Source organism: Devosia sp. 919 (genome assembly GCF_013185965.1).
Lineage (GTDB): Bacteria > Pseudomonadota > Alphaproteobacteria > Rhizobiales > Devosiaceae > Devosia.
The window spans coordinates 415,869-436,344 of record NZ_JABAOL010000001.1 but is presented as its reverse complement, the minus strand read 5'-3'; the positions used below and the strand labels follow the sequence as shown (position 1 = coordinate 436,344).

General features: G+C 62.5%; 18 protein-coding genes. 5 read left to right on the top strand and 13 right to left on the bottom strand.

The window, feature by feature from the left end; translation table 11 throughout:
* The first annotated feature begins 93 nt into the window (after positions 1–93).
* A complete protein-coding gene (locus HRQ64_RS02130; RefSeq protein WP_127751606.1) occupies positions 94–633 on the top strand; it encodes a biliverdin-producing heme oxygenase in 540 nt (179 codons plus the stop codon).
* Positions 620–2,740, top strand: a complete 2,121-nt coding sequence (locus tag HRQ64_RS02125; RefSeq protein ID WP_248307154.1) for a histidine kinase dimerization/phosphoacceptor domain -containing protein — start codon at positions 620–622, stop codon at positions 2,738–2,740. Before HRQ64_RS02130 ends, HRQ64_RS02125 begins: the two co-directional genes overlap by 14 nt.
* Before the next feature lie 161 nt (positions 2,741–2,901).
* Here HRQ64_RS02125 and HRQ64_RS02120 read toward each other — a convergent pair whose 3' ends face one another.
* The 10 genes from HRQ64_RS02120 to HRQ64_RS02075 form a co-directional block, all read right to left on the bottom strand.
* Positions 2,902–3,795: a hypothetical protein gene (locus tag HRQ64_RS02120; protein WP_127751604.1), complete on the bottom strand. Its 894-nt coding sequence runs from the start codon at positions 3,793–3,795 to the stop codon at positions 2,902–2,904.
* Positions 3,796–4,083: 288 nt separating this feature from the next.
* Entirely contained in the window at positions 4,084–5,079 is a 996-nt protein-coding gene (locus HRQ64_RS02115) for an ABC transporter substrate-binding protein (protein ID WP_172121825.1), read from the bottom strand.
* A 24-nt stretch (positions 5,080–5,103) separates the two neighbouring features.
* Positions 5,104–6,198 (bottom strand): ABC transporter permease, encoded by a 1,095-nt coding sequence (locus tag HRQ64_RS02110; RefSeq protein ID WP_172121824.1) that lies wholly within the window; start codon positions 6,196–6,198, stop codon positions 5,104–5,106.
* Positions 6,195–7,100 carry an ABC transporter permease gene (locus tag HRQ64_RS02105; RefSeq protein WP_172121823.1) on the bottom strand — a complete coding sequence of 302 codons (906 nt, stop codon included), beginning with the start codon at positions 7,098–7,100 and terminating at the stop codon, positions 6,195–6,197. Before HRQ64_RS02105 ends, HRQ64_RS02110 begins: the two co-directional genes overlap by 4 nt.
* Positions 7,100–7,852: an ABC transporter ATP-binding protein gene (locus HRQ64_RS02100; protein WP_172121822.1), complete on the bottom strand. Its 753-nt coding sequence runs from the start codon at positions 7,850–7,852 to the stop codon at positions 7,100–7,102. The genes HRQ64_RS02105 and HRQ64_RS02100 overlap by 1 nt, the downstream gene beginning before the upstream one ends.
* 142 nt (positions 7,853–7,994) lie before the next feature.
* On the bottom strand, positions 7,995–9,449 hold the full coding sequence (hydA, locus tag HRQ64_RS02095; RefSeq protein ID WP_172121821.1) for a dihydropyrimidinase: 1,455 nt from the start codon (positions 9,447–9,449) through the stop codon (positions 7,995–7,997).
* A gap of 87 nt (positions 9,450–9,536) precedes the next feature.
* Positions 9,537–10,025 (bottom strand): hypothetical protein, encoded by a 489-nt coding sequence (locus HRQ64_RS02090; RefSeq protein ID WP_172121820.1) that lies wholly within the window; start codon positions 10,023–10,025, stop codon positions 9,537–9,539.
* Positions 10,022–11,272, bottom strand: coding sequence for a Zn-dependent hydrolase (locus HRQ64_RS02085; protein WP_172121819.1), 1,251 nt, complete (start codon positions 11,270–11,272; stop codon positions 10,022–10,024). Before HRQ64_RS02085 ends, HRQ64_RS02090 begins: the two co-directional genes overlap by 4 nt.
* Positions 11,273–11,284: 12 nt before the next feature.
* Positions 11,285–12,778, bottom strand: a complete 1,494-nt coding sequence (locus HRQ64_RS02080; protein ID WP_172121818.1) for a CoA-acylating methylmalonate-semialdehyde dehydrogenase — start codon at positions 12,776–12,778, stop codon at positions 11,285–11,287.
* Entirely contained in the window at positions 12,778–14,058 is a 1,281-nt protein-coding gene (locus HRQ64_RS02075) for an aspartate aminotransferase family protein (protein WP_172124745.1), read from the bottom strand. Before HRQ64_RS02075 ends, HRQ64_RS02080 begins: the two co-directional genes overlap by 1 nt.
* A gap of 173 nt (positions 14,059–14,231) precedes the next feature.
* Between HRQ64_RS02075 and HRQ64_RS02070 the strand changes: the two genes are divergently transcribed.
* Together HRQ64_RS02070 and HRQ64_RS02065 are read left to right on the top strand one after the other, a co-directional pair.
* Positions 14,232–14,942, top strand: coding sequence for a TetR family transcriptional regulator C-terminal domain-containing protein (locus tag HRQ64_RS02070; RefSeq protein WP_172121817.1), 711 nt, complete (start codon positions 14,232–14,234; stop codon positions 14,940–14,942).
* Between the two features lie 80 nt (positions 14,943–15,022).
* The gene (locus tag HRQ64_RS02065; RefSeq protein WP_172121816.1) at positions 15,023–15,805 is read left to right on the top strand and encodes an NYN domain-containing protein; all 783 of its coding nucleotides are present in this window, start codon (positions 15,023–15,025) and stop codon (positions 15,803–15,805) included.
* A 60-nt stretch (positions 15,806–15,865) separates the two neighbouring features.
* Here HRQ64_RS02065 and HRQ64_RS02060 read toward each other — a convergent pair whose 3' ends face one another.
* The 3 genes from HRQ64_RS02060 to HRQ64_RS02050 all read right to left on the bottom strand — a co-directional run bounded on the left by HRQ64_RS02060 (position 15,866) and on the right by HRQ64_RS02050 (position 19,611).
* Positions 15,866–16,687, bottom strand: a complete 822-nt coding sequence (locus HRQ64_RS02060; RefSeq protein ID WP_127751594.1) for a manganese catalase family protein — start codon at positions 16,685–16,687, stop codon at positions 15,866–15,868.
* 238 nt (positions 16,688–16,925) lie between these two features.
* On the bottom strand, positions 16,926–18,269 hold the full coding sequence (gene preA, locus HRQ64_RS02055; protein WP_172121815.1) for an NAD-dependent dihydropyrimidine dehydrogenase subunit PreA: 1,344 nt from the start codon (positions 18,267–18,269) through the stop codon (positions 16,926–16,928).
* Positions 18,262–19,611, bottom strand: a complete 1,350-nt coding sequence (locus HRQ64_RS02050; protein ID WP_172121814.1) for an NAD(P)-dependent oxidoreductase — start codon at positions 19,609–19,611, stop codon at positions 18,262–18,264. The genes preA and HRQ64_RS02050 overlap by 8 nt, the downstream gene beginning before the upstream one ends.
* A 450-nt stretch (positions 19,612–20,061) precedes the next feature.
* Here HRQ64_RS02050 and HRQ64_RS02045 point away from each other — a divergent pair, with 450 nt between their 5' ends.
* Entirely contained in the window at positions 20,062–20,415 is a 354-nt protein-coding gene (locus HRQ64_RS02045; RefSeq protein ID WP_172121813.1) for a septal ring lytic transglycosylase RlpA family protein, read from the top strand.
* Positions 20,416–20,476: the final 61 nt, after the last annotated feature.

Sequence of the window (20,476 nt, the reverse complement as noted above, 5' to 3'; positions counted from 1 at the left end):
TGAACCGCGTGACTTGCTGCTAAAGTGGATTGCACCCCGTCCGCGCCACACATGCCCTGGCGCAGCAAGCGGAAGCGGTAGGAGACTGACCGGTTGGCCGACACTAGCCTGCGCAGCGCACTGCGATTGCATACTCAAGCCGTGCATACGCGCCTCGACAATATTGTGGGCCAATTCGAAAGCTTGGACGATTATCGGGCCTTTGTTATCCGCTCCTACCGGTTCCGCGCCGCGGTGGAGCCGACCGTCCGAGGCCGGCCAGAATGGTCGGTGCAGGACCTGGCGGGTCCTCTCCGCGCCGACCTGAAGGATCTGAGGCAAGCTGATCTTCCAAGCGCCCCCATCCTTGAGCTTCCCTTGGGGTTTGCTTCTGCCCTCGGGGCACTTTATGTGCTGGAGGGCTCGGGCGTGGGTGCGCGCATCCTTTTTGCGCGGGCACAACAGCTTGGACTAAGCGAGCATTTCGGAGCACGGCATCTGGCGGCGCAAACGGACGATCCGGGGCGCTGGAAGCGGTTCGTGGCCTTGCTCGGAACTGCTGAGCTTGACCATTCCGCAGCATTGCATGCCGCAGGGGCCGTGTTTCAACTGGCTCTGTCGATCCATTCGGAGCCTGTCTTTGCCAGAGCCTAAGACCGTTGACCTGACCAATTGCGACCTGGAGCCGATCCATATTCCCGGATCCATCCAGCCCTATGGCACAATGCTGATTGCTGATGCCGATAGCGGCATTGTTGAAGGTTTTGCCGGACCGGACGGTTCTGCCCCAATCCTTGGGCTTCCGTTGGCTGAGCTCACGGGGCTCAACGTGCAAGCGCTTGTCGGCAAGATCCCGGCTTCCGGCTTGCTGGTGCTTGGCCGCCTGCAGTTTGGTGGACGAGCGCGTGATGGCGTCGCTTATCGCAGTGGTGGGCATCTGGTGGTTGAACTCACCGACCCCGACGAAAACGCGGATCTTGACGCGCAATTCCTGGCGCAGTTGGAGACACTGGGCGCCACCTTGGAGCGCTCGACCACCCTGGCGGACCTGTCCAACCGAGCCGCGGGCATTTTCCAGCGCCTCACCGGCTATAGCCGGGTAATGGTTTACCGCTTCATCGATGACGAGGCGGGCGTGGTGCTGGGCGAAAGCATCAGCGATCGCTCTTCTAGCTTCATGAACCATCATTTCCCCGCCACGGACATCCCGCGCCAGGCGCGGGCGCTTTATGTGCGCAACAAGGTTCGCGTCATCGCCGATGTGCAGTATGAGCCGGCCCCGATCGTCAGCGCGAGCCGCGACCTGACGTCGATTGATCTCAGTGACTCGACGCTGCGCAGTGTGTCGCCGATCCATATCCAGTACCTCAAGAACATGGAGGTGGGCGCTTCGGCCTCCATGTCCATCGTGGTTGATGGCGTTTTGTGGGGGCTCATAGCCTGCCATCACCACCAACCGCGCGAATTATCGCTGACCACAAGGCTCGCATGTCAGGCCATGGCAACCAGTCTCGCTCGCCAAGTCAAGGCGCGTGACGAGGGCGAGTTGTATCGCGAGCGGATTGCGCTGCGCGCGCAGGAAGACGCCATCCTCGCCCGCCTCGGCACTGACAGCTCCCTCGTAGAGTTCTTTGCGCGATCCGGCGAAGAACTCGCCGCTTTGTTGCAAGCCGATGGCTTTGCCGCCGTTCAGGGGGGCGAGCTGTTTCGCGCCTGCAATTGTCCCGACCCAGCAGATGTGCGCCAATTGGCGGAACATGTGCGCCATCCCGGATCCCTCAAGCCGGTCGCCAGCCGTGAACTGAGCAAGGACTATCCCGCAGCCGCGGCGTTTCAGGAGAGTGCCAGCGGGCTCCTCGCCGTCACGATGTCAACCGAGGTACCCACGATTCTGATGTGGTTCCGGGCCGAACAGTTGCAGACTGTCAAATGGGCCGGCAACCCGCACAAGGACGTGCCGCACGAGCCGGGGGCGGTGCTTAAGCCGCGCGCTTCATTCGAAGCATGGTCCGAAAGCGTGCGCGGCCGCTCACGGCCCTGGACATTGGCGCAGACGGAGTCCGCGTCCCGCGTTGTTCGCTTGATGACCGAGGCGCGCAACAACAGTCGCATCAAGCAGCTTAACCGCGAGCTGACCACGACCCTCAACGAGAATGAAAGCCTCATCCGGCAGAAGGATTTCTTGTTGCGCGAGGTCAATCACCGCGTCCAGAACAGTTTGGCGCTTGTGGGCGCCTTCTTGCGCATGCAGGGGCGCAATGCTGGCGAAGAAGTGCGCGCACACTTGGCGCAGGCGGAGAGCCGCTTATCGGCGGTCGGGCTGGCGCACCGGCGCCTTTACCAGGATGACAGTGTCGAGATTATCGACTTGTCGCGCTATCTTACCGAGTTGGTCGATGAGTTGCTGAAATCCATGGACGAGCGCTGGCGCCGACAGGTGACTTTGGATCTTGTCCCCATGCTGATCAGCACCGATCGGGCGGTCAGCGTCGGCCTCATCGTGAACGAGCTCGTGACCAATGTCACCAAATATGCCTATGGCGGTGAACCCGGCCCGCTGCTCATCAGCCTGCAGCAGCACCGTGACATGCTTCGCCTGATCGTTGCCGATAGCGGACGCGGTTATAGCGGGGTGACCGAAGGCACGGGGTTCGGCTCGCGCATGTTGGCGAGCCTGGTGCAGCGCCTCGGTGGATCCATGGAAATCGCCGACAATTCCCCGGGCGCCCGCGTGATTGTGGCGGCGGCCATCCAGGCCTGAGTCTTTTCCGCTTTGCAGACAACACAAAAATGGGCGGGGATTGCTCCCCGCCCATTTCTGTTAGTTCAAGAAGAGTACGATGATGATGATCAACCAGATCGGCACACCGAGGAGCCAGAGACCCAAACCACGCAACATGATGTTTTCCTTTCCAGTGACGCTTAGAAGCGGCGGAACACTTCAGCAAACACGCTGTTCTCGTCCCGGTGATTGCCACCCTTCTGGGCGGCCCAGAAGGCGCCGATAGCCGAAATCAGCAGCGATGCAGCCAAAAGGAATGCACCAAGGATGCCGGTATTGCGCGCGGTACGCGCGGTTTCCAGCGCATCCTGACGGGCCTGCTCGATATTGCCGATCACCTGATCGACGCGGGCATTGGCTTCTTCTGGCGTCAGCCCGGTATTGGCGGCAACGACATTGGCCAAGTAGGTGCGGTCCTCTTCCACCACTGTACCATCGCCCAAAGCGGCCTGCGCGAAGATGCGGCCCGCTTCGGCTCGTGCGGCTTCGGGATTGGTCGGCTGCTGCGAGCGGAACAGAGTGTCGATGAAATAAGCGTTTGGATCAACTGCTTCAGCTGCGCCGCCCGCCACATTGGCGGTAGCCTGGGTTGCAGTGGAAAGTGCGGCACCCGCTGTATTTACAGCAGCGCCAATGCCGCTCACGGCCAGAACAGTGCCAACCACAACGGCGCCGGCCCAAACCAGCAGGCCATGGGCACCATCGCGCACATCACTCTCGTGCTCGGTGGCGTCGTGATAGCGGCGGCGCAAACGACCGGTGAGGTACCCGCCAGCCATGAAGCTCGACACCTGTACCCACAAGAACCAGCTGGCCGCCACGATGGCGATGAAGATCGGCGAGGCGCCTTCGCGTGCATTGAAGTCGAGGAAGTTCAGCCCAATTGCCGATCCGAAGCTGATGAAGACGACGGAAATTGCCGAAGCGAGCACAATACCTGCAATGATGGCGGGCCAGTCAACATAGGAGGACTGGTCGCCATCCGAAGCGGTTGTGGCTACGCGGGTTACACCCAGAGTAGATTCTATGGTCATGATGAGCCTTTCGCGGGGGGAAACGGAAGAAAGCTGCCGCTTCCCTTAGCTGAGGCCAAGAAAAGACAGGATGGCCAGGACGACCACAACAAGACCGACGAGATAAATGATGGAGTTCATGATGGAGTCCTCAGGCGTTTGACGCGATGATCACTCAACCGTGAGCTACTGCTTTTCGTTCCAGATAGTGCCCACAATTTGTACAAAAGCGCACAAAAGAGCGGCAAATCGCGGCATGAAAAAGGGCGGGATTGCTCCCGCCCTCTGGCGTTCAACGATGTCGAGCCACTAGAGCCCGTCGGTCACGACATGGCTGAAGGCGCCTTCGGGGGCCTTGGTGATGGCCGGATTGTCAGGCGACACGGCCGAAAGCAGCGTATCGACGGTTTGCTGATAGGCGGCTTCATCGAGGGCGCCGGTCGAGCCTTCGGTCAGCTTGTTGACCTCGGTGACCTGGTAGAGCTGGTCTTCCACGGTCATCGAGCCCGTCATGTCGTTGTCCACGACGATCTGGGCGGCTTCTTCGGGGTTGGCGCGGGCATATTCCCAGCCCTTCATCGAGGCGCGCACGAATTTGGTCATCTTCTCGACAAAAGCGGGATCCGCGAGATTCTCCTCGAGCACATAGAGCCCGTCCTCGAGCATGCCGACGCCTTCGTTGCGATAGTTGAAGACCGTCAGATCGTCTTCGGTGAGGCCCGCCCGGAGCACCTGGCCAAATTCGTTATAGGTCATGGTGGAGATGCAGGCCGCCTGGTTCTGGATCAGCGGATCGACATTGAAGGCCTGGCGGAGCACTTCGACGCCCCCTTCGCTGCCATCGGTGGCGAGGCCCAGCTTGGCCATCCAGGCGTAAAATGGATATTCATTGCCAAAGAACCAGACGCCCAGCGTCTTGCCGGGAAAGTCGTCGGTGGTCTCGACCCCCGCATCCTTGCGGCAGGTCAGCATCAGGCCCGAGGACGCAAAGGGCTGGGCGATGTTGACCAGCGGCACGCCGCGCTCGCGCGCTGCGAGCCCCGCCGCCATCCAGGTGGTGATCACATCGGCGCCGCCGCCGGCAATCACCTGTTCGGGGGCGATATCGGGGCCGCCGGGCTTGATCTCCACATCAAGCCCTTCTTCCTCGTAAAAGCCCTTTGCCGCCGCAACATAATAGCCGGCGAACTGACCCTGGGTGACCCATTTGAGCTGGAGGGTCACGTTATTGTCCTGCGCATATCCCGCATGTGCGGAGGCGAGCGAAATAGCCCCTGCCAAAGCCCCGACCAAGAACTTGTTCATGCTGCTTTCCCCTGTTGTGCCGCCTCACGCACGACGCATGGACGGATGCCAAAACGTGATCCCCCGCTCGACCAGCGCGACCACCCCATAAAAAACCGAGCCGGCGAGCGCCGCCATGGCGATCTCGGCCCAGACCATGTCGACATTCATGCGCCCGATCTCGGCCGAAATCCGGAACCCCATGCCCGCGACGGGCGAGCCGAAGAACTCGGCCACGATGGCGCCGATCAGCGCGAGGGTCGAACAGATCTTGAGCGCATTGAAGATGAAGGGAGCCGCCGCCGGGAGGCGCAGCTTGAGCAGCGTTTGCCAGTAGCTGGCGGCATAGGTGCGCATCAGGTCGCGCTCGATGGCCGAAGCGGCGTTGAGCCCGGCAATGGTGTTCACCAGCATGGGAAAGAAGGTCATGATCACGACCACGGCCGCCTTGCTCTGCCAGTCAAAGCCGAACCACATCACCATGATGGGCGCGACCCCCACGATGGGGAGCGCTGAAACAAAACTGCCCAGCGGCAACAACCCGGATTTAAGGAACGGCGAGCGGTCGATGAGGATGGCCACCAAGAAGCCCAGCCCACAGCCAATGGCGTAGCCGGCCAGCACCGCCTTGAGAAAGGTTTGCTGGAAATCGGTCCAGAGCGTCGGCAGGCTTGCGGCGATGCGGCTGCCGATCTGGGAGGGAGGCGGCAGGATCACCTGCGGCACGCTAGCGCCGCGCGTGATCGCTTCCCAGGTCACGAGAATGGCGAGGCCAAAGGTCAGCGGGATCAACAAGCCCAGGCCGCCATTCTGCCCCAGGCTCGGTGCCGTCAGGTCCGACAGGCGCTCGACAAACACCCAGCTCCACAGCCAGGTCGCGACCAGCGCCAACCACAGGAAAGCGGGCGGACCGGAGTAAAGCTGCAGGCTCGCAAGCACCGCGACAGCGCCGAGGACCGCGAGCGCCCCATCGAGCCACAGCGCCGGATGCAGCCACAGCCGCAACAGCGACAGGGCGCCCAACACCAGGAACCCGTGCAGCAGCAGCGTCGGCTCGACCCCGCTCAGAAGCGCCAGGCCCAGCGCTGCGGCGCAAAGCCCGCTCGCAAGGATGGCGAGGTAAAGCTGGAACTGGCTCATGGCGCGCGCACCCCCATGCGGCGGGCGACCAGAGCCTCGACCCAGCCGACAAGGAGGATCAACAGCGCCGCCAGGATCGAGGCGGCGACCAGCGCCGCCCAGATCTGGACGGTCTGGCTGTAATAGGATCCGGCGAGAAGGCGTGCCCCGAGCCCCGCGACGGCACCGGTCGGCAATTCGCCCACGATGGCCCCGACAAGGCTCGCCGCTACGCCCACCTTGAGGGAGGCAAACAAGAACGGCATCGCCGCCGGCCAGCGCAGCTTCCAAAAGGTCTGCGCGCGCGAGGCATGGTAGGTGCGCATCAGGTCGAGCTGGATGGTTTCGGGGGAGCGCAGCCCTTTGACCATGCCGACGGTCACCGGGAAAAAGCTCAAATAAGCCGAGATGATCGCCTTGGACAGCAGCCGCGCCGGATCGGTCGGCAGACCCAGGCTGCCGGTGAAAATGTTGAAGCCAATGACCACGATCAGCGGTGCCAGCGCCAGAATGGGAATGGTCTGGCTCGCCACGATCCAGGGCATCAGCGAGCGGCTGGTCGCCTCGCTATGGACAATGGCGATGGCCAGCGCGATGCCCAGGAGGCTCCCCATCACAAAGCCCAGTGCCGTCGCCGAAAAGGTCACCCACGCATGAAACAGCAGGCTGCGCGGCTTGTTGGGCGCCACCAGGGCGGTCGAGTTCCACAATTCGCCCACCACCTGATGGGGCGTAGGCAGAACCGGCTTTTCCTGGTTCCAGGTGGCAAGGACGAACTCGGTTGCCGGTACATTCTCGATGGCGGCGCGCCGGTTCACGTCGTTTTGCCAGGCCGCATTCATCGCGATGGCAGCCCCATACCAGGCCAAAACCAGCATCAGCAGCACAGCCAGAATGGGGAAAGCTTGCTGCATGCGCCCCATCAGACCATGACCTCGTCATAGGAATGGCCCGCGCGCAGGCCATCGCGCACCCGCGCGGCGATCTGGAGGAACTCGGGGCTTTCGCGGATATCGAGCGGACGCTCGCGGGGGAGCGTCGAGTCGATCACCTCAGTCACCCGCCCGGGGCGGGGCGACATCACGACGATCCGGGTCGACAGGTACACCGCCTCGGGGATGGAGTGGGTGACAAAACAGATGGTCTTACCGGTGCGTTGCCAAAGCTTGAGCAGTTCGGAATTGAGGTGGTCGCGCACGATTTCGTCGAGCGCGCCGAAGGGCTCGTCCATCAGCAAGAGGTCAGCGTCGAAAGCCAGTGCCCGCGCGATTGAAGCACGCTGCTGCATGCCGCCCGACAACTGCCAGGGGAATTTGCCGGCAAAGCCGGTCAGGTTCACGAGCTCGAGCGTGCGGGTGATGCGTTCGCGCTGCTGGGCCGCGGAATAGCCCATGATCTCGAGCGGCAGCGCGACATTCTTTTCGATCGTGCGCCAGGGGTAGAGCGCGGGGGCCTGGAACACATAGCCATAAGCGCGGCTCTTGCGCGCTTGTTCGGGAGTTTGCCCATTGATGGTGAGCGTGCCCGATGTGGGCTGTTCCAGATCGGCAATGGTGCGCAGAAACGTCGTCTTGCCGCAGCCCGACGGGCCGATAAAGGAAACGAAATCGCCCTTGCCGATATCGAGATCGACATTGGACAGGGCATGGACCGGACCATCATTGGTCTTGAACATCAGCCCCAATCCGCGCGCTGAGACAACGGGTGCCGACTGCAAAGCCGTGGGAGAAGAAATGGCGGGTGCAGCAGACAACACGGACAAGAGTTGGCCCTCTAGTGCTTGGAGCGAATAGGTTTGAAGAGCATTGTCGCCATGGCTAGACGCCGCTCGCGGGAATGCCGGCGCGCTCGACACGGCGGGGCGCCACGAGATCCTTCCATTGCGAGAGGGCGCGGCTGACCGGGTTCTTGGCCTCGCGCGGCACGAACTTGCCGTGGCCGGGCTCGGCCCGCACCTCGTCTTCGCTGATCGACACCTTGCCCCGGCTCAAGACAAAGCGCGGCAGACCGATGACTTCAAAGCCCTCAAACACATTGTAGTCGATCACCGATTGCTGGCGCTGGGCCGAAATGGTCTTGCTTCGTTTGGGGTCCCAGACCACCAGGTCCGCATCGGCGCCGGGCAGCACCGCACCCTTTTTGGGATACATGTTGAGGATCTTGGCGATATTGGTCGAGGTCACCGCCACAAATTCGTTCATGGTCAGGCGACCGGTGTTGACCCCAGCCGTCCACAATACCGGCAAGCGATCTTCGAGGCCGCCCGTGCCATTAGGAATCTTGCTGAAATCGCCGATGCCGGTACGCTTCTGGGCGGTGGTGAAGGCGCAGTGATCGGTGGCTACCGCCGATAGCGAGCCCGATTGCAGGCCGGCCCAGAGGGATTCCTGGTGCTGCTTGTTGCGGAACGGGGGCGACATCACCCGGCGCGCGGCATGGTCCCAATCGGGGTTGGCATATTCGCTTTCATCGAGCGTCAGGTGCTGCACCAGGGGCTCGCCATAAACCCGCATGCCTTTTTGGCGCGCCCGGCGGATGGCTTCATGGGCCTGCTCGCACGAGACATGGACGACATACAGCGGCACGCCCGCCATATCGGCCAGCATGATGGCGCGGTTGGTGGCTTCCCCCTCCACTTCGGGAGGGCGCGAATAGGCATGGGCCTCGGGGCCATTATTGCCGGCGTCGAGCAGCTTCTGGGTCATGGCAGCAACGACATCACCGTTTTCCGCATGGACCAGCGGCAAGGCGCCAAGCTCGGCGCAACGGCTGAACGATGAGAACATCTCGTCGTCATTGACCATCAGCGAGCCCTTATAGGCCATGAAGTGCTTGAAGGAGGTGATGCCGCGATCCACTACCTCAGCCATTTCGCGCCAGACCTGCTCGTCCCACCAGGTGATGGCCATGTGAAAGGCAAAGTCGGTCGAGGCCTTGCCGGTCTTGTTGTCCCACATCTGCAGCGCTTCAAGCAGGGACTGGCCGGGGCTCGGGAGGCAGAAATCCACGACGGTGGTTGTCCCACCGGCAAGGGCGGCGCGCGTGCCGCTTTCAAAATCGTCGGCGGAATAGGTGCCCATGAAGGGCATTTCGAGGTGGGTATGTGGATCGATGCCGCCCGGCATCACATAGCAGCCACTGGCGTCGAGTACTTCGTCGCCATCGAGATCGGCGCCGATCTCGATGATGCGCTCGCCCTCGATCAGCACATCGGCCTTGTAGGTCAGGTCGGCGGTAACCACCGTCCCGTTCTTGATGACTATGCTGCTCATTTCGTAGTCACTCTCCCCTGATCCTACTCTCGCCGGAGTTTCACTACGGCGTGAACTGCAATTTTGGTGCCAGCCCTCGCTGGCGGTTTAGTCCTTCGGTCCGAAGTGAAAGTCCCTGGCAACACCGTCCTCGGTGATGATGTCGAGGTTCTCGACGCCGATACTCACCGGGAGCGTACGAAACGGATCGGGACAAGGCTCGAGATTGCGCGCGATGAATGCGGTGAGTGTGCGCACCGCGCCCATGGTATCCACCACATCGGGTGGAGCATGGACGATGACTTTCACGCCCCATTTCGTGCGGGTGGCTGTTGCCGTCAGGCCCTTACCTGTAGGGGTAAAGTCAAGAAATGCATCGATGGGAAATGCACTCCCCGTTGCGGGTGCACCGTCGACGATGCCGCTTGGAACGCTGCACAGCACGTCTGGCCCCACCTCTGTGGTTGTGCCGATAGCGACATCGTCCTCTGGGGAAGACGCATCCTGGTTCACGGCAAAAGCGGGCAGGCAGATCGACGCATAGCCAAGCGCGGCAGTGCCGATCAGAAGTGACGCTGAGGGTGCCAGCATCATCACTCAGTGAACTCCGCGGTTTCGAGCACGGCGTGGAACAACACATCGGCGCCAGCAGCGGCCCAGTCCCGGCTGATTTCCTCGGCTTCGTTGTGGCTGATGCCATCAACACAAGGGCACATGATCATGGTCGTGGGCGCCAGTTTGGCGGCCCAGCAAGCGTCGTGGCCGGCGCCAGAAATGATGGGCATGTGCGAATAGCCCAATTTTTCGGCAGCACTGCGCACGCGATCCACCAGTTCGGGCGCGAAGGTGACGGGATCGAAGTGGCCGACATCTTCGACACTGCAGCCCACGCCGAGCGCGGCGGTAATGCTGGCGGCCTCTTCCTCGATCCGGCGCCGCATGGCATCCAGCTTGCCCTGATCCGGCGAGCGCAGATCAACCGTGAACACTACCCTGCCGGGCAGAACATTGCGCGAATTGGGGAAGAACCGGGCCTGGCCGACCCCGGCCACCGCCCCCGGCTGGTTGTCCATGGCGACGGCCTGCACCATCTCGATGATCCGTGCCATCGCCAGCCCGGCATTGACGCGCATATTCATCGGGGTCGAGCCGGTATGGGCTTCCCGACCCGTCAGCGTGAATTCGAGCCACCAAAGGCCCTGGCAATGGGTGACGACGCCGATCTGCTTGTTCTGCGCCTCAAGGATCGGGCCCTGTTCGATGTGGTATTCGAAATAGGCGTGCATGGGGCGCGCACCCACCTCTTCGTCGCCCAGCCAGCCAATGCGCTTGAGTTCCTCGCCATAGCTTCTGCCCTCGCCATCCCGACGCGCATAGGCGTAATCGAGCGTATGGACGCCGGCAAACACGCCCGAACCCAGCATGGCCGGAGCAAAGCGCGCCCCTTCCTCATTGGCCCAGTTGGTCACGACGATGGGGTGGCGGGTGGCGATGTTGAGGTCGTTGAGCGAGCGCACCACTTCGAGCCCGGCCAGAACGCCGAGCACGCCATCGAACTTGCCGCCGGTGGGCTGGGTATCGAGGTGCGAGCCGATGTAAACCGGCAGCGCCGCGGGATCGGTGCCGGGGCGGGTGGCAAACATATTGCCCATCCGGTCAACGCCGAGGGTGAGCCCCGCCGCTTCGCACCAGCGCGCAAAGAGATGCCGCCCTTCCCCGTCCTCGTCGGTCAGGGTTTGCCGGTTATTGCCGCCGGCCACGCCCGGGCCGATCTTGGCCATGTCCATCAGGCTGTCCCAAAGCCGGTCACCATTGATGCGCAGGTTTTCTCCGGGGGACGGCATGCGGTTGTGTCCTTATTTGACGCTGGGGAAGGAGAACTCGGCGCCACCCTTGATGCCGGCGGGCCAGCGGGTGGTGACGGTCTTGAGGCGGGTATAGAAGTGAACGCCCTCCGGACCGTAAATGGCATGGTCGCCAAAGAGCGAGCGCTTCCAGCCGCCAAAGCTATGATAGGCGACCGGCACCGGGATTGGCACATTGACCCCGACCATGCCCACCTCGATCTTGTCGGCGAATTCACGCGCCGCATCGCCATCGCGGGTGAAGATCGCGGTGCCATTGCCAAATTCGTGGCTGTTGATGAGATCGACTGCCTCGGCATAGTCCGCCGCGCGCACCACCGAGAGCACCGGCCCGAAGATCTCTTCCTTGTAGATGGTCATGTCGCGGGTCACATTGTCGAACAAGGTCCCCCCGACATAATAGCCGCCTTCATAGCCCTGGAGCGAGAAGTTGCGCCCATCGACCACGAGCTCGGCGCCCTGCTCAACGCCAGAGTCGATATAGCCGATGATCTTGTCGCGATGGGCCTTGGTCACCACCGGGCCCATCTGGGCATCGGGGTCAGTGGCCGGGCCGATCTTGAGCGCTTCGACGCGCGGCTTGAGCTTGGCGATGAGCGCGTCGCCAGTTTCCCTGCCCACGGGCACGGCGACCGAAACGGCCATGCAGCGCTCGCCGGCCGAGCCATAACCGGCGCCCATCAGCGCGTCGGCGGCCTGGTCGAGATCTGCATCGGGCATCACCACCATGTGGTTCTTGGCCCCGCCCAGCGCCTGCATGCGCTTACCCGCACTCGTGCCGCGGCGATACACATATTCAGCGATCGGGGTTGAGCCGACAAAGCTCACCGCCTTGATGTCGGGATGGTCGAGAATGGCGTCGACAATTTCCTTGTCGCCATGAACGATGTTGAACACCCCTTCGGGCAGGCCCGCATCCATGAAGAGGTTCCAGGCCAGCATCGAGGCTGAAGGATCGCGCTCGGAGGGCTTGAGGATGAAGGTGTTGCCGCAGGCAATGGCCGCTGGATACATCCACATCGGCACCATGGCCGGGAAGTTGAACGGGGTGATGCCCGCCACGACGCCGAGCGGCTGGCGCTCGGAATAGGAGTCGATCGCCGGGCCCACATTGCGCGAGAACTCGCCCTTGAGCAGTTGGGGAATGCCGCAGGCAAATTCGACGCAGTCGATGCCGCGCGCCACTTCCCCCAGCGCATCGTCATGCACCTTGCCATGCTCGCGTGAAATCTCGCGCGCCAGCTCATCGGCATGCTGGTCGAGCAGGGCCTTGTAGCGGAACATGATGCGCGCCCGCTTCATGGGCGGAGTATTGCCCCAAACGGGCTGCGCGGCCTTGGCGGCCTGCACCGCGGCGTCGAGCTCGTTGGGCGTCGACAGCGGCAGTTCGGCCGATTGTTCGCCCGTGGCCGGATTGAACACCGGCACACGCCGGCCGCTGGAAATGTAGCGCTTGCCTGCTACGGCGTTTTCGATCAGCCGCATTATTCGATGCTCCGCAAAACTGTGCGCAATCCATCCACCAGTTCGTCGATCTGGTCGCGCGAAATGATGAGGGGTGGGCTCAACGCAATGATGTCCCCAGTGGTGCGGATCAGATAGCCGCTTTCGAATGCCTTGATAAAGGCCGAGAAGGCCCGCTTGGTTGGGCTGCCGGCGATGGGCTCGAGCTCGACCGCGCCAACCAGCCCGATATTGCGGATATCGATCACATGCGGCTCGCCGCGCAGCGAATGCAGCGCCTCGGCGAAATAGGGGGCCAGTTCCGCCCCGCGCGTCAACAGCCCTTCTTCCCGGTAAGTTTCCAGCGTGGCGAGCGCGGCGGCACAGGCGATGGGGTTGCCGGAGTAAGTGTAGCCGTGGAACAGCTCGATGGCGTTTTCCGGCCCGGTCATGAACGCGTCGTGGATTTCGGCCGACACCAGCACCGCACCCATCGGAATGACGCCATTGGTGAGGCCCTTGGCCGTGACCATGATATCGGGCGTCACCCCGAAATAATCGGCCGCGAAGGGCGTGCCGAGGCGCCCATAGCCGGTGATCACCTCGTCAAAGATCAGCAGGATGCCGTGCTTCTTCGTAATCTCGCGCAGGCGCTGCAGATAGCCGGCGGGCGGGATCAAGACGCCGGTCGAGCCCGCCACCGGCTCGACGATCACCGCCGCAATGGTGGAGGCATCATGGAGGGCCACGATGCGCTCGAGCTCGTCGGCCAGTTCCATGCCATGCTGGGGCAAGCCATTGCTGAAGGCGTTTTTCTGCAGGTTATGGGTGTGGGGCAGGTGATCGACCCCCGCCAGCAGCGTGCCGAACATCTTGCGGTTGGTGACGATGCCGCCCACCGAGATGCCGCCGAAATTGACGCCGTGATAGCCCCGCTCGCGCCCGATCAAGCGGGTACGGCTGCCTTCGCCGCGCACCCGATGATAGGCCAGCGCCACCTTGAGGGCGGTTTCCACCGATTCAGAACCCGAATTGGTGTAGAGCACATGGTCGAGCCCTTCGGGCGCGAGGTCGACGAGGCGGCTCGCCAGCTCGAACGCCTTGGGATGCCCCATCTGGAAAGCAGGCGCATAATCGAGCTCGGCGGCCTGGTTGCCGATCGCTTCCACGATGCGTGGCCGGGCATGACCGGCATTGACGCACCAGAGCCCGGCCGTGCCATCGAGAATCTGGCGGCCATCGGCGGTGGTGTAGTGCATGTCCTTGGCCCCAACGAGCATGCGGGGCGCTTTCTTGAATTGCCGGTTGGCGGTAAACGGCATCCAGAAGGCACTCAGATCATTGGGCGCTCTGCTGCTGGACGTTGACGCCACGGCTAACTCCTCCAAGAACCAACTCGGTGCGCGCTTTTGGCTCTTGACGTGGCCCGGCGAACCCAAGAATTTTGACCATATGGAAAAACGTTAGCACTCCCAGAACTTCCCGCAAGGCCAAAATGCCGCCCCCCGATGCGAAAAATCTTGCGCCTGCCGCTGGTGCCGATGGGCAGATCGCGGCAGCCGGCCCAGGCGCCAAGCCCAGCCGGCCGCTGACGCGGATCCAGCGCGAAAAGCACGACATTATCCTGGAAGCAGCGCTGGATGTGTTTTCGCTGCATGGCTTTCGCGGGGCCACGATCGACCAGATCGCCGAGGTTGCGGGGATGAGCAAGCCCAACCTGCTCTATTACTTCCCGCGCAAGGAAGAGATCCATCGCCGCCTGATCGCGGCCCTGTTGCAGACCTGGCTCGCGCCCCTGCGCGAGATGGATGCGGCGGGAGACCCGTTCCCCGAGATCCGCTCCTATATAAGACGCAAGCTCGAAATGGCGCGCGACTTTCCGCGCGAAAGCCGGCTCTTTGCCAATGAGATGCTGCAGGGCGCGCCGCGGATCATCGAAATGATCGAGGTCGACCTCAAGAACCTCGTCGACGAAAAAGCCCAGGTGCTGCTGAGCTGGATGGACCAGGGCAAGCTCGCGCGCACTGATCCCTATCACCTGATCTTTTCGATCTGGGCCACCACCCAGCATTACGCCGATTTCGACGTGCAGGTGCGCGCCGTCCTCGGACCCGCCCGCGGCGGCGAAGGGCGCTTTGAGGATGCCGCGCGCTTTCTCGAGCACCTGTTCATGCACGGCCTCACCCCCCGGCGCACCGGCGCGTGATGCGCGCAATTGCAATCAATTTAAAGACGCTCTGGAGAGAGCCCCTGCGCTAGCCTGCGGCCGGGGCTGGGGGGACTATTATGCGGCAGATCGCTGTGCTGTTTGATGCGGAAAACATTGGCGCAGGCTGCATTGAGCCAGCGCTCTCGCAACTGGCGCAGCGCGGCCAGGTGACCACTGCCAAGGCGGTGGGTGATTTCGCCGAGCCGACGCTCGGCCCCTGGCGGGCCGAAGCCAGCAGGCACGGCTTGATGCTGGTGCTGCAACCAAGCCTGGGCAAAGGCAAGAACGCTGCCGATATCCGCCTTGCCATCGAGGCCATGAACCTGGCCCATCGCGGGCAAGTCGATACCATTGCTCTCGTCAGCAATGACCGCGATTTCACCCCCTTGGCGCTGCATCTGCGCGACATGGGCCTTGATGTGCATGGTTTCGGCACCGGCAAAGCACCGGAGGCTTTCCAAGCGGCGTGCACGTCGTTCACCAGTATACCTAACCTCGACTGCGCAAGTCCGACAAAGCCTCCAGCCGGCGTCACGTCTGTCATGCCTGCGCAAGGCGCCAAGCCCGCCCCTACCAGCAAGAAAGCCCCCCCTGTAACAACGCCTCCCCAAGCGATTGCGCTCTCCCCCGCCGAGAGGCAGGAGATCATCAACATTGTGCAGGCGGTAAGCGACACGACCACCGGAGGCGCAGACCTGGCGCAGATCGGATCCAAGCTCGCCCAGGCCAATCCGCCGCTCTTCAAGCGCCTCACCGGCGGCAAAGGCCTGCGGCAGCGCTTGGTGAACTGCGGCATCGTGGAACAGATGGGATCACAACCAAGTCGGGTGCGGCTTATTCCGCTGCGGATTGTCGGCTGAACCATAAAATAATGGGGCTGGCACAAGCCAACCCCACCGGAATCGTGCAAGCCGCTTGGCTTACATCTGTTCTTTTTGAGCGCCGCCTTTGGGACGGGCTGGCCCGAGATTGGGGACCTGGCCCAGGGGCTCGCTGACCACAATGCTGAATTCGCCCTTGCCGTCGATGGACGGACCCTTGGACCAGCGGCCTTCAGGGGGCTGCTTGTCGAGCGTATGGCTAAAGAAGCCATAGGCGAATTCGGTCTTTTCCTCGGCCTGCGGATGGCTGTTGGGGATCGGGAACACGCCCTTGTCGCCGCCCAGCTCCTCGATCGCGGCCATCCACTGGTTCTGGTGCATGGTATCGCGGGCGATCAGGAACTGGAGCATGTCCTTCATGCCGGGATCGCTGGTCATGTTGTAGAGCCGGACGGCCAGTACGCGGCCGGTGGACTCGGCCATGACATTGGCGGTCATGTCGGCAGCGATGTTGCCGCTGGCATAGATGTGGGACATGTCGAACGGGACGCCGTCGGAATCGACCGGCATGGCCGAAAGCCCGGCGGACAAAAAGTTCTTGAGGTTCATGCCACCCAGCACGGCGCTGGCGATCGGGTCCTTGGCCACTTCGTCCTTGATGCCGACTGGTGCGCCCTCAAGATTCATGGCCACAGCCGTGGCGAGCATCTCGATATGGCCCAGTTCTTCGGTGGCGGTGTTGAGCAACAGGTCACGGAATTTCGGGTTACCGCGGGCACCCATGGCCTGGAAGAAATACTGCATGCAAACGCGGATTTCGCCTTCCACGCCGCCGATTGCCTGCTGCAGCGCGCGGGCGAATAGTGGATCGGGCGTTTCAACGCGGACCGGATATTGCAGCTTTCCGTCAGTGTAGAACATGGTTGATCTCCGTTAGGGTTCGGCGGGGGAAAGGCTCGGACGCTCATCCCGTTGCCCGCCGCTAACCTGAGGCAGTCTGAGCCTTCCGCAGGTTTAAACGTTCTTGCGAGTTGGATTTGGCGTCAGCGGCTAGCACTAGGCGCACCCCTACGCTCGCTGGACGAGCATCATCAGCGCCTAACCGCAAGCGAGTGCCGTGCTGCGGGGCGCTGACCAGTGCTTGGCTGAAGGGAGGGCGCTATTGTGCCGGCTCAACCACCGAGATGTCGCCCATCGGCGTTTGCGCCGCGCTGGGATTGTTGGGGTGGGTGGTCCAGTTGGCATAACGCCCGGTCACGACGCGGCCGGTGCGCTCATCCACCGAGCCAACCGGCAGGGCTTCCATCGTGATGCAGTCTTCCACCGGGCAGACATTGACGCACAGATTGCAGCCCACGCATTCCTCGTTCTTGACCTCGAAATAGCGCCGACCATCCTTTTCCTTGGTGATGGCCTGGTGCGAGGTGTCCTCGCAGGCGATGTGGCAGCGCCCGCATTTGATGCACAGATCCTGGTCGATCTTGGCCTTGGCGATGTATTCGAGATCCAGATACTGCCAATCGGTGACATTGCGCACGGCGCGGCCGGTAAAGGCTTCGAGATCGGCATGGCCCTTCTCGTCCATCCACTGGCTGAGCCCCGAGATCATTTCCTCGACGATCTTGAAGCCATAGGTCATGGCGGCGGTGCAGACCTGCACATTGCCCGCGCCCAGCGCCATGAACTCGGCCGCATCGCGCCAGGTGGTCACTCCTCCAATGCCGGAGATGGGCAGGCCATAGGTGTTGGGATCGCGCGCAATATCGGCGACCATATGGAGGGCGATGGGTTTGACTGCCGGGCCGCAATAGCCGCCATGGGTGCCCTTGCCACCCACGGTCGGGGTCGGTGCAAAGAGGTCGAGATCCACCGAAACAATGGAGTTGATGGTGTTGATCAGCGACACCGCATCAGTGCCGCCCGCCTTGGCGGCGCGGGCGGGTTTGCGGATATCGGTGACATTGGGCGTGAGCTTGGTGATTACCGGCATGCGGGTATATTGCTTGCACCAGCGCACCACCATTTCGATATATTCAGGCACCTGCCCGACGGCGGCGCCCATGCCGCGCTCGCTCATGCCATGAGGGCAGCCGAAATTGAGCTCGATGCCATCGGCGCCGGTTTCCTCCACCAGCGGCAGGATGGCTTTCCAGGCCTCCTCGACGCAGGGCACCATGATCGATGCCACCAGCGCCCGGTCGGGCCAGGCCATCTTGATCTGCTTCATTTCCTGCAGGTTGATCTGCAGCTGCCGGTCGGTGATGAGCTCGATATTGTTGAGCCCCAAGAGCCGCCGGTCGGCGCCCCAGATCGCGCCATAGCGCGGCCCGTTCACATTGACAACGGGCGGGCCCTCTTCGCCCAGCGTCTTCCAGACCACGCCACCCCAGCCGGCACGAAAGGCGCGCTCGACATTATAGGCCTTGTCGGTGGGCGGCGCCGACGCGAGCCAGAACGGGTTGGGCGACTTGATGCCAACGAAATTGTTGCGCAGGTCAGCCATTGCTGCCTCCCATGAGGAAGATGTGCATGCTTTCGGCGGCATCGCGCCCTTCGGCCACGGCCGTCACCGTCAGATCATCGCCGCCCGCGGCGCAATCGCCCCCCGCCCAGACCTTGGGCATGGAGGTGCGCCCCTCGGCATCCACCTCGATCTTGCCGCCCGCCAAGATCGGCCCGCCGCCTTGGATGGCCAGGGTTTGCCCGATGGCCTTGAAGATCTGGTCGCAGGCAATCGTGGTGGTCTCGCCGGTTTCCGTCAGCCGGCCATCCACCAGCGCGGTATAAGCCAGTTCCAGCCCCGTGGCCTTGGCTCCATCGGTCAGCACCCGCTTGGGCGCCAGCCAGTGGCGGATAGTAACCCCTTTGGAGGCGGCAAGGTCCTGCTCCCATTCCGAAGCGTTCATGTGTTCCTTGCCACGGCGATAGACCATCGTGACCTCTTCGGCACCCAGGAGCTTGGCCTGCACCGCCGCATCGATCGCCGTCATGCCGCCGCCGATCACCACCACCCGCCGCCCGATGGGCAGGCGGGACAAATCCTCCGCCTGGCGCAGATCAGCGATGAAATCCACCGCATCGCTGACACCGACCACATCCTCGTTTTCGGCCCGCAGCGCATTGACGCCCCCCAGACCAATGCCGAGAAACACTGCATCATAGGTCTCGCACAGCCGCTCCAGCGTCAGGTCGCGCCCGAGCACCTGGCCATTGACGATCTCGATGCCGCCTATGGCGGTCACGTAATCCACCTCGTCCTGGGCAAAGCTGTCGGTCGCCTTGTAGGAAGCAATGCCATATTCGTTGAGCCCGCCAGGCTTGGGGCGGGCATCAAACATCACCACGGCATGGCCCTTGGTGGCGAGGCGATGCGCGGCGGCCAGTCCCGCGGGCCCCGCGCCGATCACCGCCACACTCTTGCCGGTGGCGGGCGCGCGGGTGAAGAACTGCCGGTTTTCGTTCATCGCGATATCGGTGGCATAGCGCTGCAGCAGCCCAATCCGCACCGGCTTGCCCTCAGCCTCCTCGCGTACGCAGGCTTCCTCACAAAGCTGCTCGGTGGGGCAGACCCGGGCGCACATGCCCCCCAAGATATTCTGCTCGAAGATCGTCTTGGCTGCCCCCAGCGGATTGTCGGTCGCGATCTCGCGAATAAAGAGCGGAATATCGATGCTGGTGGGGCAAGCATTCATGCAGGGCGCATCAAAGCAGAAGTAGCAGCGATCGGCTTCCACAAAGGCTTCGTGCTTGTCGAGCGGGGGATGCAGTTCGGCGAAATTGGCGCGGTACTGCGCCGGTTCGAGCCGTGCGGGCGCAATGCCCTCCTTGAGAACACCGTCCGGCATGGTTTCTCCTCCCCTGCTGCAGTCTTCTTGGGGAGGCTAGCGCGACCTCAATCTTTTATCAATTGGTCAAATATCAGAATGCGAGCGCCACAAAGCCGCCGCATTGTCAGCAGCATCGCCGCAATCTCCTATGGTTTTCCCCGGAACTAACACCCTGAAGCGGCGTTTATTGCCCTTGTGGGCTTGGTGTGACCGATGTGCAGCACCACGCAAACACAATCCCGCGTTCGCGCGATTCAGCTGCATCCGCGACGACGAGACGCTTTGAACTAGAACCTCATTCTAGCTGCGCCAAGGAACTTACCGCCACATTCCAGCAAATCGGGGCGGCTCAACGCCCCTTGCCGGCATTGGTTCCGCCCGAAAACGCATTTTGGTGAATTAGTCCACATTCTGGCCCCGGCCCGCCGGGTATCGTCAGCTCACATCAATTGAAGTGAGACTGGACGCTTGTTTAGAAAGACTCTGTTAACCCTGGCCGTTGCTGCTTCCGCCCTGTGCTTTTCCTCGGCCGCCTACGCCCAATGTGGCGGCGCCTCCTGGTACGGCCCGGGCTTTAACGGCAAGCGCGCGGCATCGGGACAAATCTTCAACCAAGATGCCATGACCGCGGCGCACCGCTCGCTCCCCTTCGGCACCAAATTGCGGGTGACCGACCAGCGCACGGGCAAGACCATCCAGGTGACGATCAATGATCGCGGTCCATTCCACGGCAAGCGGATCATCGATCTTTCCAAGGGCGCTGCCAACAAGCTGGGTTTCCGCAACCGGGGCACAACCTCCGTGTGCATCGAAAAGCTCTAGTAGCTCCAACGAAAAAGGCTGCCCCGTTGGGGCGCCTTTTCTTCTTTGCCGTGCAGGCACC

Bases quoted from the DNA above. Each gene is read 5' to 3' on its own strand.
- HRQ64_RS02120 (WP_127751604.1), bottom strand. From the start codon at position 3,795: ATGACCATAGAATCTACTCTGGGTGTAACCCGCGTAGCCACAACCGCT.
- HRQ64_RS02115 (WP_172121825.1), bottom strand. From the start codon at position 5,079: ATGAACAAGTTCTTGGTCGGGGCTTTGGCAGGGGCTATTTCGCTCGCC.
- HRQ64_RS02110 (WP_172121824.1), bottom strand. From the start codon at position 6,198: ATGAGCCAGTTCCAGCTTTACCTCGCCATCCTTGCGAGCGGGCTTTGC.
- HRQ64_RS02105 (WP_172121823.1), bottom strand. From the start codon at position 7,100: ATGGGGCGCATGCAGCAAGCTTTCCCCATTCTGGCTGTGCTGCTGATG.
- HRQ64_RS02100 (WP_172121822.1), bottom strand. From the start codon at position 7,852: ATGTTCAAGACCAATGATGGTCCGGTCCATGCCCTGTCCAATGTCGAT.
- hydA (WP_172121821.1), bottom strand. From the start codon at position 9,449: ATGAGCAGCATAGTCATCAAGAACGGGACGGTGGTTACCGCCGACCTG.
- HRQ64_RS02085 (WP_172121819.1), bottom strand. From the start codon at position 11,272: ATGCCGTCCCCCGGAGAAAACCTGCGCATCAATGGTGACCGGCTTTGG.
- HRQ64_RS02080 (WP_172121818.1), bottom strand. From the start codon at position 12,778: ATGCGGCTGATCGAAAACGCCGTAGCAGGCAAGCGCTACATTTCCAGC.
- HRQ64_RS02075 (WP_172124745.1), bottom strand. From the start codon at position 14,058: ATGCCGTTTACCGCCAACCGGCAATTCAAGAAAGCGCCCCGCATGCTC.
- HRQ64_RS02070 (WP_172121817.1), top strand. From the start codon at position 14,232: ATGCCGCCCCCCGATGCGAAAAATCTTGCGCCTGCCGCTGGTGCCGAT.
- HRQ64_RS02065 (WP_172121816.1), top strand. From the start codon at position 15,023: ATGCGGCAGATCGCTGTGCTGTTTGATGCGGAAAACATTGGCGCAGGC.
- HRQ64_RS02060 (WP_127751594.1), bottom strand. From the start codon at position 16,687: ATGTTCTACACTGACGGAAAGCTGCAATATCCGGTCCGCGTTGAAACG.
- preA (WP_172121815.1), bottom strand. From the start codon at position 18,269: ATGGCTGACCTGCGCAACAATTTCGTTGGCATCAAGTCGCCCAACCCG.
- HRQ64_RS02050 (WP_172121814.1), bottom strand. From the start codon at position 19,611: ATGCCGGACGGTGTTCTCAAGGAGGGCATTGCGCCCGCACGGCTCGAA.